This window comes from Microbulbifer zhoushanensis (assembly GCF_021729055.1).
GTDB lineage: Bacteria > Pseudomonadota > Gammaproteobacteria > Pseudomonadales > Cellvibrionaceae > Microbulbifer > Microbulbifer zhoushanensis.
This window is the reverse complement of sequence record NZ_JAJSAO010000003.1, coordinates 365,314-381,637: the sequence shown is the minus strand read 5'-3', so window position 1 is coordinate 381,637 and position 16,324 is coordinate 365,314. Positions and strand designations below refer to the sequence as shown.

At 61.1% G+C, this 16,324-nt stretch carries 13 protein-coding genes; 8 read left to right on the top strand and 5 right to left on the bottom strand.

The genetic code is table 11. The annotated features are described in order from the left end of the window. The first annotated feature begins 55 nt into the window (after nt 1-55). From LVD10_RS07860 to LVD10_RS07850, 3 genes are all read left to right on the top strand, one after another. Complete coding sequence (locus LVD10_RS07860) at nt 56-808, top strand: tetratricopeptide repeat protein (RefSeq protein WP_237062866.1); 753 nt, start codon at nt 56-58, stop codon at nt 806-808. A gap of 202 nt (nt 809-1,010) precedes the next feature. Then, nucleotides 1,011-1,535: a hypothetical protein gene (locus LVD10_RS07855; RefSeq protein WP_233006467.1), complete on the top strand. Its 525-nt coding sequence runs from the start codon at nt 1,011-1,013 to the stop codon at nt 1,533-1,535. A gap of 350 nt (nt 1,536-1,885) precedes the next feature. Next, nucleotides 1,886-3,721 carry a fibronectin type III domain-containing protein gene (locus tag LVD10_RS07850; protein WP_237062864.1) on the top strand — a complete coding sequence of 612 codons (1,836 nt, stop codon included), beginning with the start codon at nt 1,886-1,888 and terminating at the stop codon, nt 3,719-3,721. A 183-nt stretch (nt 3,722-3,904) separates the two neighbouring features. Here LVD10_RS07850 and LVD10_RS07845 read toward each other — a convergent pair whose 3' ends face one another. After that, nucleotides 3,905-4,492: a GNAT family N-acetyltransferase gene (locus LVD10_RS07845; protein ID WP_233006465.1), complete on the bottom strand. Its 588-nt coding sequence runs from the start codon at nt 4,490-4,492 to the stop codon at nt 3,905-3,907. A 520-nt stretch (nt 4,493-5,012) separates the two neighbouring features. Here LVD10_RS07845 and LVD10_RS07840 point away from each other — a divergent pair. After that, nucleotides 5,013-6,353, top strand: a complete 1,341-nt coding sequence (locus LVD10_RS07840; protein WP_233006464.1) for a DEAD/DEAH box helicase — start codon at nt 5,013-5,015, stop codon at nt 6,351-6,353. Between the two features lie 33 nt (nt 6,354-6,386). Here the strand turns inward: LVD10_RS07840 and LVD10_RS07835 are convergent, their stop codons facing one another. The 4 genes from LVD10_RS07835 to LVD10_RS07820 all read right to left on the bottom strand — a co-directional run bounded on the left by LVD10_RS07835 (nt 6,387) and on the right by LVD10_RS07820 (nt 11,173). After that, nucleotides 6,387-7,745, bottom strand: a complete 1,359-nt coding sequence (locus LVD10_RS07835; RefSeq protein ID WP_233006463.1) for an aspartate kinase — start codon at nt 7,743-7,745, stop codon at nt 6,387-6,389. 2 nt (nt 7,746-7,747) lie between these two features. After that, nucleotides 7,748-9,025, bottom strand: a complete 1,278-nt coding sequence (gene ectB, locus LVD10_RS07830; protein WP_233006462.1) for a diaminobutyrate--2-oxoglutarate transaminase — start codon at nt 9,023-9,025, stop codon at nt 7,748-7,750. A 30-nt stretch (nt 9,026-9,055) separates the two neighbouring features. Next, the gene (gene ectA / locus LVD10_RS07825) at nt 9,056-9,601 is read right to left on the bottom strand and encodes a diaminobutyrate acetyltransferase (RefSeq protein WP_233006461.1); all 546 of its coding nucleotides are present in this window, start codon (nt 9,599-9,601) and stop codon (nt 9,056-9,058) included. A 270-nt stretch (nt 9,602-9,871) separates the two neighbouring features. Further along, nucleotides 9,872-11,173 (bottom strand): amidohydrolase, encoded by a 1,302-nt coding sequence (locus LVD10_RS07820; RefSeq protein WP_237062862.1) that lies wholly within the window; start codon nt 11,171-11,173, stop codon nt 9,872-9,874. Nucleotides 11,174-11,237: 64 nt separating this feature from the next. On the opposite strand from LVD10_RS07820, the gene LVD10_RS07815 reads away from it, so the two are divergent. From LVD10_RS07815 to LVD10_RS07800, 4 genes are all read left to right on the top strand, one after another. Further along, the gene (locus LVD10_RS07815; RefSeq protein WP_233006459.1) at nt 11,238-11,558 is read left to right on the top strand and encodes a tetratricopeptide repeat protein; all 321 of its coding nucleotides are present in this window, start codon (nt 11,238-11,240) and stop codon (nt 11,556-11,558) included. A gap of 283 nt (nt 11,559-11,841) precedes the next feature. Next, complete coding sequence (locus tag LVD10_RS07810; protein ID WP_237062860.1) at nt 11,842-12,945, top strand: ABC transporter ATP-binding protein; 1,104 nt, start codon at nt 11,842-11,844, stop codon at nt 12,943-12,945. Further along, on the top strand, nt 12,942-15,209 hold the full coding sequence (locus LVD10_RS07805) for an extracellular solute-binding protein (RefSeq protein WP_237062858.1): 2,268 nt from the start codon (nt 12,942-12,944) through the stop codon (nt 15,207-15,209). The genes LVD10_RS07810 and LVD10_RS07805 overlap by 4 nt, the downstream gene beginning before the upstream one ends. Beyond that, entirely contained in the window at nt 15,206-16,147 is a 942-nt protein-coding gene (locus LVD10_RS07800) for a sugar ABC transporter permease (protein WP_233006456.1), read from the top strand. Before LVD10_RS07805 ends, LVD10_RS07800 begins: the two co-directional genes overlap by 4 nt. Nucleotides 16,148-16,324: the final 177 nt, after the last annotated feature.

Here is a 16,324-nt window from a genome sequence, read left to right as displayed (position 1 = left end):
GTTGAGAGCGGTTAACACTATGAAATTTCTAGCTTTTTTGTTCGGGTTGTTATTTATGCAACATGTCTATGCTGACAATTGTCGGGAAGTCGTTGACTCGGTGCTGCACCGGGATGCCACGGATGGTGAAAAACTGAACATGTTGCTGGAGAAGGAAAAGCAGTGTTCAGGTGATGCATACTATGAGCTGATCAAAGCCCAGTTTTACGCCAAGAACCGCGATTTCAACAAGGCGATCGAACTGGTCGCCGCTGTTGAAGACACCGGTAAATACCGATATGAGTTTGTTGTTCTGGATGCGAAGGCGCATACGATGATCGGCAAGACTGATACCGCAATCGCAAAGGTCAGGGCGTATCTCCAGGAGGAGCCGGATAACTTCAGGGCGCACCTGTTCCTGGGCGAAATGCTGGTGACTGAAAGCGAGTTCGATGAAGCGGTACGGAGTTTTATCAGCTCCATCAAGTTGAAGCCGACTCCCAAGGCGTATGTTGAGCTGGCCAAGGCTCTGTATATCGTCGACAACTGTGGTGAGGCAATTGTCGCGATAGAGCAGGCTGCGTCGCTCGATAAGGCTACCTACGGTAATACGCAAGCCATGGTGGTTGCATCCCGGTGTTATGCCAAGCAGGGTAAGTTTTTAGTGGCTCGTAACCTGTTAGGTGTGCTGTCCGAGAACAATCCCGAGGCTGAGAATGACAAGCAGTTTCGCCAGGCTGTCGCAATGCTGCGAAGGGATATCAAGGCGGCACAGGAGTCCGGGGACAAGACAACTGATGCGGACAAGCTGAACGTAGAGGATATCTAAAGCCTTCCCGGTTTCCGGGAAGAGCTGACCAGGATGGGATAACCCCGCACTCACTGCGGGGTTTTTTTATATCGTTGCATTGGTGCGGCTGGTTGAGCCATATGCTGCGGCAGCCATCAAAAGACAGGGCGAGGTGGATGATTCGATGTCCACTTTCGCACGCTGGGTTCACTATCAATTCATGTTGCTTTTTGGGGGGATTATGAGGATTAAAGGTGTAATTGTTTTACTGCTTGTTTTGCTTTGTTCCGGATGTGTCAATGATGGCTATTACTATTCACGCAACCCGGACTTCCGCTTTTACCAGGACGAAGCGGTCATGTTGCTCGGGGTTGTCGGCAGTTATGACCTCAATGTCGTCAAGGGCAAGAATGCCGACGGCAAGCGCTATTCCCTGGTCGTGCATCCCCGCAATCACTCGTCGGAAATAGTCGACGTCTATGCGCTTGCGTTTCCCGCAGGTGAAAGCCTGGCCATCGAATATATACAATTTGAAACCCTGCCCGGTTCCAATGCTGTGCAGGCCAGGTTCCCCTATCTCGATGTCAAGGATCCCAGGTTGATGCGCTTCGATAATGAGGGAGTGTTCTATTACGGGACCGTGGTTACCTCGGACAAGGGTGTCGGCCTCACCGATGAATACCGTGACCAGATGATTGCCCTGGCGAAGAGGAAGTATCCCTCGCTGTTCAGCGGTGCAGAGCCCCGCGAAATCATCTTTCCCTAGGCTCCAATAACCGCCTGCCAGGGCGGGCCGGCAGACCTGGGTGGTGGTCCCCTGGCGGGACCGCCCGCTTCCCTTCCTCTCTACTCTTGCCAGTTCTCCTCTCAATTCAACAATCTCGCCAAAAATGAGACGGGGGTCACATTTTTGACGCTTCGGGTTAAACATCCGTGCCACTTGCTGGATACCACGCGTGATAGGGAGATTTCCACTATTCGACGTGGAATAGGACTCGCAGGGATGTGTAGTTAACGAGAATCTGGATCTTTCGGGTTAGTGCTGGCCGGGCGCACCTGTGCCGTATGCATACCGCAGGATCGGGATAAACACTTTGGGATGCCTGTGAGCGCAGTATGAAATACGCGATTGTTTTGTCTTTGTTTATGGTCCTGGCCGGTTGTGGCGGGGGCGGGTCCGGCGGTGGTGGCGACAGCACCGATCCGGTGCCCAGTGGTTCTGACAGCGGTTCCGGTGACGGCGGGACCTCTGATGGTGGTGGCACCGGGGACAGTGGTTCCGGTAGCGGTGACACTGGTGGCGATGGCTCCGGGACCGGTGGTGATAGTTCCGGGGACACGACTACGGAGCCGGATCCCGTAAACGCACCAGCCGAGCTGGCCGTGACCGGGGTCAATGGCAACAGCATAACCCTCCAGTGGGTGGATATGTCCGATAACGAACAAGAGTTCGTTATTGAGCGAAAGCTGGATGGGGGCACTTTCAGCCGTGTCACAGCCGTCACAGCGGATGTGGAGCAGTACACGGATTCGGGGCTCGCCTACGAAACCACCTACATTTACCGAATTTACGCCGCCAATAGCGATGTGGTGTCGGAGTATTCCAACCAGGTCACTGTCACCACGGGAGAGCAGTTTGCTGCGAACGCATGGATCAGGACATACCCGGGGGCTAGCGGGGCGATTACGCCGAAGGAGTTGCTGGCACTCGGTGGCGGCGAGTACCTGGTCGTAGGTGAGTCGAATTTCCAGACCCAGTACTTCAGGCTGGACCAGTATGGGCAGGTGGTCTGGGCAAAGGAGTTCACCCAGGCTGAAAATGGCGGGAAAGTGGAGTTTGGCGGTGTAGTAGCGGCCTCAGACGGTAATCCGGTATTCCTGCTCAATGTCCGTCGCTACACGGACATTTACCAGAAGAAGTTGATCAAGGTAAATGCCGCTGATGGTTCCAAATTGTGGGAGAAACACCTTGAGGACGATGCTTATACCAGTGAGCCGACCTTCAGCGAGCTGGAAGCGCTGGATGAGGATCGCGACGGGGTAACCGATGGCTTTGTGGCGGTGGCCCGCCAGAATGCCGTTGAGGATTTCTTTGATATCGTAAAAGTATCCAGCCAGGGGGAGCTGGTCTGGTCGAAGCGCTATACCGTGGACGTGCTCGGCGTCCCGGCCGATGTGCTGCAGGTTGCTGATGGCAGCATTTATGTGGCCTTTGATCGCGCTGAATCCAGCAAGCTGCCGCAGCTGTTCAAGCTGGATGCCTATGGCAACCTGCTCTACCAGCGGAAGTACCCGGTGCTGGATGCCAATTACCACTTCTCCGCCCGCCTGGCCGAGGTCACCGATCCGGATAACCCCGCAGAAGTGCTGTTGGTGGGCACCGCTGATTTTGATCCCGAGGCGGCCGTTGACCTGCGCCCGGTAGTGGTTGCCCTGGATAGCCTGGGCAATATCAGTAGCAGCTATCGTTACACACAGTCAGTCGCCTATGGCGATGTAAGGCGAGTGATACCCACGCCGGGAGGGGATATCTGGATGCTGGGCTCGGGTGCCGGCGGATACTGGGTATCGAAAATGGGACCGGATGGGCTGATCCAGCAGCATCTCAGTGTCGCCGTAAGCGCAGAGTTTTACGGGGAGAGTATTGCAGTGGCCGCGGACGGTGAGCCGGTGGTGTTGAGCAAGAATGGTTTTACCGAGCACAATTCCATGCCGGAACGCGGTGACCTGGCCGTCTGGCGTTTTGCGCCGGTGCAGAGTTTTGCCTTCAGGGACGGGTACAGCGGGACCATTACTGACGAACCGGCAGAACAGGAAAGCGCAACCCTGCAGATGCCCCAGGAAACGACCCTCGTGGGTGAGACTGGTCCTTACTCCAGCAAGGCCCTGGATCTCACGCCGGCGGTAGACTACGCGGTTGACGTGATCACAATCGCCAACGGCACCATGTAGCGATTTGTTGGCAGAGATCGGGTAACAGGTTATCCGGATACGAGTAACCGGCTGGGAAAGCTCCTGGCCGGTTGGCGATTACGGGATTACGACTGCCCCATCGACAGGGCCGGTCGTCCCCGGGGCTACCCCGGGGGCGACCGGCCCTTTTTTCATCTGTTTCCAGCCTGAGTCGGTTCACCGCTAGTGCCTCCGCACTGCGGTATTTGCCGCTTCCTTGCTCACCAGGTAATCCGGATGCAGGTACTTGGTGTAAGTCAGCAACGTATAGTCGTGCGGGTCCGCATGGGCCTGGAACCCCATGGCCCTTGCCAGTCGTTCACCGTGGTGGTTCTCCGCGGATTCAATCGAGTAGATCTCATCGAGACCGTGGCCACTGGCGATTTGGGTCAGTCGATCGAGCAGGGTGCTGCCCAGCCCCTGGTGTTGCCAGTCGTCCGCAACCACGACTGCACATTCGCAGGCATGACCACTGGCGTCACAGGCATAATGGGCCACGCCCACCGCCCTGGGATCGGAATCGGCATCGGCGATAGCGATCAATGCTTCGTGGATATGGTGGTCGTTGTCAGTAAGCAGGGACAGCAGCTTGTCACTGACCTTGCAGCTCCCCCCGAGGAAGCGGTCGCGGCGGAGTTCCGGTGACAGGCCTTCAAACAGTTGTTTCTCCAGGTCACCGTCAGTGCTGCATACGGCGCGGATTTGCACAACGCGACCGTCGTCGAGGGTGACAGTTTCCGGCTGGAAGTTTTCACAATAATAGGCAGACATGGCCATAACCTCCCGCTGCCCAGCACAGCATTATTAATGTGTTACATCGTAAATTTCGCTTATACAATACCTTCGCCGCTACCGGCCTTTCCCGTAGGCTAGGGTGGCACCAGCTGCCCGCAAATACCCGCTAGTCCTATGGGGGCAGCTGTAAATAGGCGTTGTCTATTACCTGCGCGAGCAGGGAGGCAGGGTGGGATGCGCCGGCAGCGGGGCAGATTGCAGCGCCCCAAAAAAAGAACTTACCGGTCAGTTCATGTGTGGTATAGTGCCCGCGCTGGTGACATGCCAGCAGCGTCATCTGTAGGCCGCTCGACCTCCCTGCGGCACCCCTCCTGGAACACTTTCCCAAAAGTCCCCCTGGAACTCACTACTGAATGCCGCACCGAACCGGTCGAACAATTCCCGGTCACATGACGGCAGAGCGAAACGATCCTCTTCGTGATCTCTGGTTTTCCCCGATGTAACCGCCTGGGGCGGGCATCTGTGCGGTCGCGCGCGACGCGACCTGAGGACTGATATGTTATTTGAAGAACTGGGCCTGGCCGATGAGCTGGCCCGCGCGGTAGCTGAACAGGGCTACGAAAAACCCACCCCGATCCAGTCGCAGGCCATTCCTGCGGTGATGCGTGGTGGCGACATTATGGCGGCGGCGCAGACCGGTACCGGCAAGACTGCCGGATTTACCCTGCCGCTGCTGCATCGCCTGATGCAGGGCGACAAGGCCCGCAACAAGCAGGTGCGCGCGCTGGTGCTGACACCGACCCGCGAGCTGGCTGCGCAGGTATTCGACAATGTGCAGCTGTACAGTAAATACCTGCCGATGAAACACGCCTGTGTGTTCGGCGGGGTGAAAATCAACCCGCAGATCTCCCGGCTGCGCGGCGGTGCGGATATCCTCGTAGCCACTCCCGGACGACTGCTGGACCTGCACGGCCAGGGCGCCATCCGCTTTGACGAGCTGGAGGCGCTGGTACTGGACGAGGCCGACCGCATGCTGGACATGGGCTTTATCCACGATATCAAGCGCGTGCTGCGACTGCTGCCGGAACGCCGCCAGAACCTGCTGTTCTCGGCCACCTTCTCTCCGGAGATCCGCCAGCTGGCCCGGGGTCTGGTGCACGACCCGGTGGAAATCGACGTGAGCCCGCGCAACAGCACAGTCGAGTCTGTTCGCCAGACGCTGCACCCGGTGGACAAGGCGCGCAAGCAGAAGCTGCTGAGCCACCTGATCCACGAGAACGGCTGGCACCAGGCGCTGGTATTCAGCCGCACCAAGCACGGTGCCAACCGCCTGGTGAAGCAGCTTGAGGGTGATGATATCCGCGCGGCTGCGATCCATGGCAATAAGAGCCAGAATGCCCGTACCAAGGCCCTGGCGGATTTCAAGAACGGCAAGGTGCAGATCCTGGTGGCGACGGATATCGCTGCCCGCGGTATCGATATCGACCAACTGCCGCAGGTGGTCAACTTCGACCTGCCCAATGTGCCTGAAGATTACGTCCACCGTATCGGCCGTACCGGCCGTGCCGGTGCGCGCGGCCAGGCCGTGTCGCTGGTGAGTGCGGACGAGATCAAGCAGCTGCGGGATATCGAGCGCCTGATCAAGAACCCGATCAAGCGCGAGGAGATCGAGGGCTTCGAGCCTGACCATGCGCTGCCGGAGTCCGGTCGCGCGCCGCGCGGCGGGAACCAGGGCAACAGGAAGCCCGGTAACGGCAAGCCCGGCAATGGCGGTGGTGGGAACCGGCGCGGCAACGGTGGACGTGGTAACGGTGGCAATCGTTCCGATGCCCCGCGCAGCGACAGCCAGCGCCCGCGCCGTCGTCGTCGCCCGTCCCGGTCGACAGAATCGGCCTGACGTTCGTGTTGAGGGCGAACCCGGTGTTCGCCCTCAGTCGATCAGGGCCCGGTAAAGGATCTTGAGGGCGTCGTCGGCAACTGACTGCTGGACGCCGATATGGAAACAGATTTGCGACGGGCTCTGGTCGATCATCTCGATGGGGATATGCGACTTGCCCAGCGCACTCAGCGCATCGACGATCGGGTAGGAGTTGCCCTGCAGGCCCAGCCCCACGGCCGTCAGTATCGACAGGTTGTAAACCACGTCCATAAAGTCCGGTTTCAGCTGCTGCTCGATACGCCGGCGCAGGTCGTTGATGGCCCCGGTCAAATCATCCTGGTTGACCACCACAGCGATATCATCCTTGTCCGTCGGAAAGTGATAAGTCTGGATACCGAACTCCCGCAGGATACCCAGTAGGTCGGCGGTAAATCCCACTTCCTCCCCAAGCATGTCCTTTTCCAGGTAGAGATAAGCCACACTGTCCAGGCGCGCAACACCAACCACTCCCTCTTCCGGCACGCGCTCGAACAGGATGACGGTGCCGGGATCGTCAGGGGCATTGGTATTGCGAATATGAATGGGGATCTTCAGTTCCTTGCAGGGCAGCATGGCGTTCAGGTGGAAAACGTTGAAGCCCTTGCTGGACAGTAACCTTATCTCCTTGAAGGTGAGCCTGGGAATGGCCCTGGCCTCTGGCACCAGGCGCGGGTCGGCCTCGAAAACACCGCTCACATCGGTCCAGTTTTCATAGCTGCCCGCGTAGACACCCTTGGCGATCTCGCCGCCGGTCAGGTCGGAGCCGCCGCGGGAAAACACTGCCACCTCCCCGCTTTTGGTGACGCCGTAAAATCCCGGCACTACCGTAATTTTTTCACTGGCCGCCAGTTTCCGGATATTGACGTAGGCTTCTTCCAGGAGCTTTGCGTTCAGGAACTGCTCGCTGACCAGCATGCCGAAATCCTCCGGCAGGCCGACCTCTGCGTCCATATCCGATTGCTGGAAATACCTGGCAATCACCCGCGCGTTGTAGTGCTCGCCCCGCGAAGCCAGGAATGCCACCCGCCGGTCGCCCCTGAGTTTGCAGTCCAGGTCCTGTTTCAGTGACTCGACCAGGTCGTTGTCGGTGATTTCCAGCTCGTGCATGATTTTGGTGAAGCGCTCGATGACGGCGAGTTTGCTGTCAGCCACCGGGATATTGATGCGCTGTTCGCGGAAATGTGTGCCGTCGGTGGCGATATTAATCAGGTGGTCGGTGAGCTTCTGTTCTCCCGGCTGGCTGCGACCGGGCGCCGACACCACCACGATGCGCCGGCGCTTGTCGCCGGCGACGATCTGGCGGACTTTCTCGATTTGCCCGGCGCTGGCCACCGAGCTGCCGCCGAATTTACTGACGATAATATCTGACATGCTCAACTGCCCTGGCCGCCGACGGTTTTCTGTCGCTGCTCGACAATGGCACCGAGTGCCTCATCCACGATACCCAGTCCCTCCCGCAGCAGCTCTTCCTCGATCAACAGTGACGGCAGGAATTTCAGTACCTGGTCGCGATCGCCGGCAGTCTCGATCAGCAGCTTGCGCTCGAAGGCCTCTCTTGAGGCTGCGCCGGCGACACCGGTCTGCGGCAGCTCCAGGCCCCACACCATACCGATACCGCGCACGCTGGCATCCAGCTGCGGATACTTTTCCACAATGCGCTGCAACTCTTCCTGCATCAGTTCGCCGTTGCGCTTCACCGCCGCGGACAGGTCGTCATTGTCCCAGTAGCCCAGGGCTTCGGTGGCGGCGACAAATGCCAGGTTGTTGCCGCGGAATGTGCCGGTGTGCTCACCCGGCTGCCACTGGTCCACGTCCGGACGCATCAGCAGCAGGGCCATGGGCAGGCCCGCACCAATGGACTTCGACAGGGTCACCATGTCGGGATAAATCCCGGCGCGCTCGAAACTGAAAAAAGTACCCGTGCGGCCGTTGCCTACCTGGATATCGTCAACGATCAGCAGGATATCGAATTCGCGGCACAGGGCCTCCAGTTTCTGCAGCCATTCCACACTGGCGATATTGATACCGCCCTCGCCCTGTACTGTCTCCAGGATAATCGCTGCCGGCAGGTCGACGCCGCTGCTACCGTCCTCGAGGAAGCGGCGCATGTAGTCGATGGTATCCACGCCGGGGCCGAGGAAGCCGTCGTAGGGCATAAACGCCGTATTGCTGCGGGAGCCGTAGGTTTCGTCCTTGTAATCGTAGTTACCGGTAACAGCCAGCGAGCCCAGGGTCAGGCCGTGATAGCCATTGGTGAAGGTGATGATGTTGGAACGCTTCTTCACCAGGCGCGCGAGCTTCATCGCGGTCTCTACCGCGTTGGTGCCGGTAGGGCCGGTGAACTGCACTTTGTAGTGCAGGTTGCGGGGTGCCAGGATGGTATCCCGCAGCTTGGTCAGGAATGCGCGCTTGGCCACCGTGGCCTTGTCCAGGCCATGCACGATGCCACCCCTTTCCAGGTAGTCGATCATCGCACGGGTGACCTTCGGGTTGTTGTGGCCGTAATTCAGGGTTCCGGCGCCGGCAAAAAAGTCCAGGTAGCGGGTGCCCTGTTCATCGAACATCTCCGAGCCGTGCGCGGTGTCGAAGATCGTGGGGAAGGAGCGCACATAGCCGCGCACCTCGGATTCCATTTCTTCAAAGATTCGCATGGGGTTGCTCCTTCTTGCTTTGTGCCGGCATTAAATCAGTGTGTGTCCGGCCTGTTTCAGGGCGCCGGGATCGAACGGGCCCAGCCGCAACAGGGGTTCCGATTCGTGCTCGCCCTCCGATCCGGGGAACAGGGAAGCGTCGAACAGCGGGCTTTCCTCCAGCCGGGTTTCAAACTGCCGGGCGATACTTTTAAACAGTGCGCGGGATGCTGTGTTGGAGGGGGATACAGTGGTCTCCAGGTAGCGCACCTCACCGGGCACCAGTGCGCCCAGCGCGAAGGTGACCATGCGCTTGGCGAGTCCCTGGCCCCGCGCCTCTGCCGCCACACCCACCTGCCACAGGAACCAGGTATCGGGACGTGCCGCCGCACGATAGCCGGTGGTAAAGCCGAGCAGGGATGTGCCCCGTTCCGCCACCACGCAGCAGTCGGGGAAGTCCCGGCACAGCAGCAGGTACAGGTAGCTGGAGTTGCGGTCCAGCGTCCCGGCGTCTACCACCAGTTGCCAGATAGCTGCGCCGTCGGCCACAGTTGGGTGGCGAAAATGGATACTGCTTTCTTCTTCACCGGGCGTCATACAGGTACCTCAATGGCGCCAATAGCCGTTCTGTCCTGGCGTGCAGCCGGGATCAATGACGCAACTAAAAGTCACGCGTCACTGGCTCAGGGTAGTTTGCAATGTGCCCATCGACCAATCGGGGAGGGCGGGCCAGCGTCAGGGGGGGGGCGAGCAGGGGAAAGGGGGCAAGTGGTGGGAGACCGGTAGGGGTGACCGGAAGGGGGCTGGAGAGCCGGCCCGGGGCGCTGTGATCGCGGCACCGGACCGGTTGGCCACCCGATGGGGGAGTTAACCGTCGCTGTGCTGTTCCATATAGTCCAGCGCCAGCCGGGTCAGGGCCTCGGTGCCTACCTGCAGGGCCGCCTCATCCACGAAGAAACGCGGAGAATGGTTACTGGGGGCCTGGGCCGGGTCCTGGCCCGCGGGGGTTACACCCAGGAAGTAGTAGAAGCCCGGTACCTCGTTGGCGAAGAAGGAAAAATCCTCGGCGCCGGTGATCTTGGGAATCTCGATCACTTTCTTTTCCCCGGCAGCCTCGCGCAGGGTCGGCAGTGCCGCCTTGGTCAGTTCCGGGTTGTTGACGGTTACCGGATACCCCTCGTAGATGGTGACATCTGCCTCGGCCCCGGCGCTTCTGGCGATGTTCTCGGCGGTGATGGGCAGCCGCTCGAAAATCCGCTGGCGATTGTCCATGTCGAAATTGCGGATGGTGCCCACCAGCTCCACGTTATCCGGGATGATGTTGTTGCGCACCCCGCCGTCGATCTTGCCGAAAGACACCACCGCGGGTTCCTTGGTAATGTCGATCTGGCGGCTGACAATGGTCTGGGTGCCCATGACGATCTGTGCCGCCGTGGTGATGGGGTCGACGCCGCCCCAGGGACGGGAGCCGTGGGTCTGGCGGCCCTTGACCATAATGCGGAACTTGTCCGAGCTCGCCATCAGCGGGCCGGAGCGGTATCCGATCACGCCGGTGGGCAGGTTGGAGGTCACATGCTGGCCAAAGGCCACGTCCGGCTTGTACTTCTTGAACAGGCCTTCCTTGAGCATCAGCTCGGCACCACCTTCCTCTCCCTCGGGGGCGCCCTCCTCGGCGGGCTGGAACACGAACAGCACATTGCCCTGCAGCTCGTCGCGCATGCCCGCAAGCACTTCCGCAGCGCCCATAAGCATGGCCACATGGGTGTCGTGGCCGCAGGCGTGCATCACGCCGACTTCCTCACCGTTGAAGGTGGTGGTGGCTTTGGAGGCAAACGGCAGGTCGACCTGTTCGGTGACCGGCAGTGCGTCCATATCCGCCCGCAGTGCCACGGTGGGACCGGGTTTTCCACCCTTGAGCAGGCCCACCACGCCGGTGTGGGCAATACCGGTTTCCACTTCCAGGCCCAGTTGCTCCAGGTGCTTCTCGATGTAGCTGGCGGTCTCGACTTCGCGATTGCCCAGCTCCGGGTTCTGGTGGATGTGGCGGCGCCACTCGATCACCTTGTCTTCGGTTTTCTGCAGCAGTTGTTCCGGGTCCGCGGCGGCCGCGGCAGGATTGGTGGCGGCCAGTGCGGCGCCGACCGCCAGTGACAGAAGCGCTCTTTTCACGGTGGTGTCCCCTGATTATTGTTACGTGACCACAAATTCTAACCCGGGGGAAAACCGAGCACCCATGACCAATCCGATCATCCAGCGCCTGCGGGCGCAACTCGAGGAGGGGCGGGACTCGCCGCTGCTGCGCTTTGGCCTCGGCAGTGCGCTGTTCAATGCCGGGGACTATGCCGAGGCCGCCGACCACCTGCAGCGGTGCACCGAGCAGATGCCGGAGCACTCCGCGGCCTGGAAGCTACTGGGCCGCAGCCGCATGGCGCTAGAGGACAGGCCGGGCGCGAAACAGGCATTCGAGCGTGGACTGGAGGTGGCGCGAGAGCGCGGGGATGTGCAGGTGGAACGCGAAATCGGCGTATTCCTGAAAAAGCTGTCTAAAAATTGACCTTTCCGGGCTGTTCAATTAATGTTCAGCGCTTTGGCTGCTGTCATTCGCGGTTGCCAGCCGGGTAGCCGCCGACCCCGTGGTTCGTGCTGTCTGGCCCCATCCCTACGCCCTTGGCGGGGTGGATGCCGTGGCGGACCTGAAGGTCAAGAATACCCGGCTGTGCTGCAGGTGAATGCATGGCAGTATTGTGCGCGATACAGAACAAGACGAAGTTGTGCGTCGATGACTAATCCCAGCTCCCAGTTTCCCACCGGCGATCGCGCCATTGCGAGGTATCGCCGTGGCCGGCATTGAATTCAAGCGCGTAGCCAAGCAGTACCCGGGCAGCCAGCCAACGGTGCCGGGCCTGGACCTGTCCGTGCGGGACGGGGAGTTTATGGTACTGGTAGGGCCCTCCGGCTGCGGCAAGTCCACCACCCTGCGCATGATTGCCGGCCTGGAGTCGGTGAGCGGTGGCGAGCTGTGGATCGGCGATCGGCTGGTCAATGACGTGGCGCCCGGCGAGCGCGACGTGGCAATGGTGTTCCAGAATTACGCCCTCTACCCGCACATGACCGTGTTCGAGAACATGGCCTTCGGCCTGCGGGTGCGCCGGGAGCCGGAAGCGGTTATCCGCGAAAAAATCGAGCGCGCCGCCCAGACCCTGGGGCTCGCCGAGCTGCTGGGGCGCAAGCCCGGGCAGCTGTCCGGGGGGCAGTGCCAGCGTGTGGCCCTGGGGCGCGCCATGGTGCGCGACCCGCAGGTATTCCTGTTCGACGAGCCTCTGTCCAACCTCGACGCCGAGCTGCGGGTGCAGATGCGGGCCAATATCGCCCGGCTGCACCGGGAGTTTGCCACCACTTCCGTCTACGTGACCCACGACCAGGTTGAGGCCATGACCCTCGGCCAGCGTATCGCCATCCTCAACCGGGGCGAGCTGATGCAGGTGGGGAGCCCGATGGAGCTGTACGGTGACCCGGAAAACGTATTCGTGGCCGGGTTCATGGGCTCGCCGCCGATGAATATCGTTGCGGTGCAAAACCTGGGGCGGACGCTGAGGAATGCTGTACTGGAGGTGCCCCTGGCGGGTCTCGAGGGCTTGCCCGGCGAACTCCTGCTGGGACTGCGCCCGGAAAAGCTCGAGTACGCCGCGGCTGCACCGGCCCATTGGCCGCGCCTGCGCGCCGCCATCGAAATGGTGGAGACCCTGGGTGCCGAGATGCTGGTGCACCTCGGCGAGGGTGATACGCGCATGGTCGCGCGCCTGCCCGGCCTGCGGCCGCTGGCGGCCGGTGAAACCATCGAGCTCGCCTTTGATCCGCGTGCGGCCTACCTGTTTGATGCTGACAGCCAGCGGCGCATCCGCTTGTCCCAGCCGGTGGAGAGCGCGGAGCCGGCGCTGTGATCGCGACTTCGGCCACCAGGCTGTTGGGCCAGGTGTTCCTGCTGTTGCTCGCCATGGTGGCCCAGCTGGTGTACGCCCAGCCTCGCGACGAGTTGCTGCTGTGGCACGGTTACCGCGGCGAGGAGCGACGGGCCCTGGAGCAGCTGCTGGAAGACTACAACCGCAACCAGCCGGATGCCCGCGTGAAAGCCTTGGCGGTTCCCTTCGGCAGTTTTGCCGACAAACTCTCCGCTGCAGTCCCGCGCGGACAGGGGCCGGACCTGTTCATCTTTGGCCATGACCGCATCGGCGGCTGGGCCCGCGCCGGTAACACCGTTGCCCCGGTGGATGACCTGGTTTCCGCAGAAGTCCTGCGGCGCTTCCCCGCCAGCCTGGTGGAGGCGATGCGCTTCGAGGGCCGCCTCTACGGCCTGCCATTCAACTTCAAGAGCACCGCGCTGATCTATAACCGGGCGCTGGTGGACTCCCCTCCCGGGACCACGGACGAGCTGGTGGCCCTGGCCCGCAGCCACACCGACCGCCAGCGTGGCCGCTTCGGACTCGCCTACAACTACACCGAACCCTTCTTTCACGGCGCCCTGCTGAACAGTTTCGGCAGCGGGCCATTCGATCGCTCCGGTCGGCTGGCGCTGGACAGTGACGGCAATATTCGCTCGCTGGAGCAGCTGCTGGGCTGGGTGCGCGAAGAGCGCATCCTGCCGGAAGAGCCCAACAGCACCCTGGTGACCAACCTGTTCAACCAGGGGCGGGCGGCCATGGTAATCAGTGGCCCCTGGATGCTGGGGGAAATCAGCCCGGATATGGATTACGGGGTGGCCCCGCTGCCCTACAACAATGCCAGCGGTGCGCCGCTGGCGCCCTGGATGGCGGTGGAGGGCATTTTCCTGTCCCCGTGGAGCCAGGAGCGGCAGGCGGCCTATGGCCTGATGCGCTACCTGACCGGCGAGGAGGCCGGGTTGCGCATGGCGGTCGCCGGTGGCCAGTTGCCGGCCAACCTGGCCGTTTTCTCCCATCCTGAAGTGATGGCCGACGCCAGTGCCCAGGCATTCCGTCGCCAGCTGGATACCGCGGTCGCTATCCCCAACCTGCCGCAGATGACATTGCTGTGGAAGCCGCTGGAAAACGCCCTGAAAAAAGTGGTGAAGGGCGCGGCCCGGCCGGCGGAGGAAATGCAGCGATTGCAGGGCGAGGTACAGCGGGATGTGGCAGCCCTGGAGCTGGCGCAGCAAAGAAGTGACACACCCCGGTCGGTACCGGGCTGGGTCTGGCTGGCCATCGCACTGTGCCTGTCCGGGCTCGCTGTGCTGCTGTGGCGGCGGCGTCGGCGAATTGCGGCCAGCTGGCGCACCCATCGCACCGCCTACCTGTATATCCTGCCGGCCATGCTGGGCATGCTGCTGCTGGTGTTCTTCCCGCTGCTGTATGGCCTGCTGCTGTCTTTCACGGACACCACCCTGCTGAACGAAAACACCCCGTTTGCCTCCCGTTGGCTGGGACTGGATAACTACGCCAGTATCCTCGGCGACTGGAACCTCTGGTACGGCGAGGGCGACGGGCGCAGCATCAATTACGACAACTTCTACTGGACCCTGCTGGTGACCATTGCCTGGACCGCCAGCAATGTGATCCTGGCCGTGGGGCTGGCCCTGGTACTGGCGCTGGCGCTGGACCGGCCCATTTTCGGGCGTACCTGGTTCAGGGTGCTGTTGATCCTGCCGTGGGCGATTCCCAATTACATCACTGCGCTGGTGTGGAAGGGCATGTTCCACCCGCAATTTGGTGTCATCAACCAGGCGCTGCAGGTGGTGGGGCTGGCGCCGGTGGCCTGGTTCGACTCGGTGGGCACCAGCTTCTTTACCGGGCTGGTGACCAATGTCTGGCTGAGCATCCCGTTTATGATGGTGGTGATCCTGGGCGGCCTGCAGTCGATTCCCCGCGACCTTTATGAGGCGGCGCGGGTAGAGGGTGCCAGTCGCTGGATCCAGTTCCGCCGGATTACCCTGCCGCTGCTGAAACCGGTGCTGGTGCCGGCGGTGATCCTGTCGGTGGTGTGGACGTTCAACATGTTCAATGTGATTTACCTGGTGAGTGACGGGGCGCCGGCGGGCGCCAACGATATCCTGATTACCCGGGCGTTCCGTATCGGGTTCGAGAAATACCAGTACGCTTATGCGGCGGCCTATTCCATGGTGATCCTGGTGTTGCTGCTGTGCTATGCCATGTGGCAGATGCGGGTGTCGCGCACACTGGAGGCGGGCCGATGAGCAGTTCGCGGATCGCCACGGGAGTCCTGGCCGCGGCGGCCGGGCCGGGAGCCACTGCGCGTATTAAAGCCGTGCTGGGTGATATCTTCAGCTGGCGATTTGCCCTGCTGCTGTTTGCCGGCGCCGTGGTCGTCTACCCCCTGCTGTGGGTGGTGAGCCTGGCTTTTTCCGGGCAGCAGTCGCTGCAGCTGGTGGAGCTGCCGGATGATGCCGGCTTCTGGCAGCAGCTGGTGGCGCTGGTACCGCTGCCGCAGCAGTGGTCCCTGGAAAACTTTCGCGCGGTGCTTACTGAGCAGCCGTTTATGCGCTGGCTGCTGAACAGCCTGGTGGTCTCACTGTCCACCACGGTGGTGGGGCTGGCGCTGTCCTGTTCTGCCGCTTACGCGTTTTCCCGTTTCCGTTTCCCCGGTCGCGACCGGGGACTGGTGCTGTTCCTGATTTCCCAGATGTTTCCCGCGGTGCTGATGCTGATTCCGCTCTACGTGATCGTGGTGCAGTGGCTGGGGCTGGGGAACAGCTGGCTGGGGCTGATCCTGGTCTATGCCATTACGGCGCTGCCGTTCTGTGTCTGGATGCTGAAAGGGTACTTCGACACCTTGCCGTACGAGATCGAGGAATCGGCCCTGCTGGAAGGGGCGTCACGGTTCACGATTTTTTACCGGATCATCCTGCCGCTGGCGCGACCGGCGATTGCCGTGACCGGGCTCTTCTCATTTATGACGGCCTGGAACGAGTTCATCCTCGCGTCCATCTTCATGGATGATGAGGCGCTCTACACGGTCCCGGTGGGGCTGCGTTTTTTCGTCAGCGACTATGCGTCGGAATGGGGTTACTTCGCCGCCGGGGCCATCCTGGTGTCGTTGCCGGTGATTGCCCTGTTTATGGCGCTGCAGAGATTCCTGGTATCCGGGTTGTCCGCCGGCGCGGTCAAGGGTTAGGAAGACCGGGACCACTGACCACAGCAGGAATCGAATTCACCTCTTACAATTTCTGGATGCCCGGGTGGGAAGGTGACGCCCGGTTCACTAAAAAAGCTGGTGAAAAATCATCCAGAAAACTGGATTTATCGGGGCGGGGCCCGTAACTTACGCGCCCGCCGACCCCGGGGGAAGATA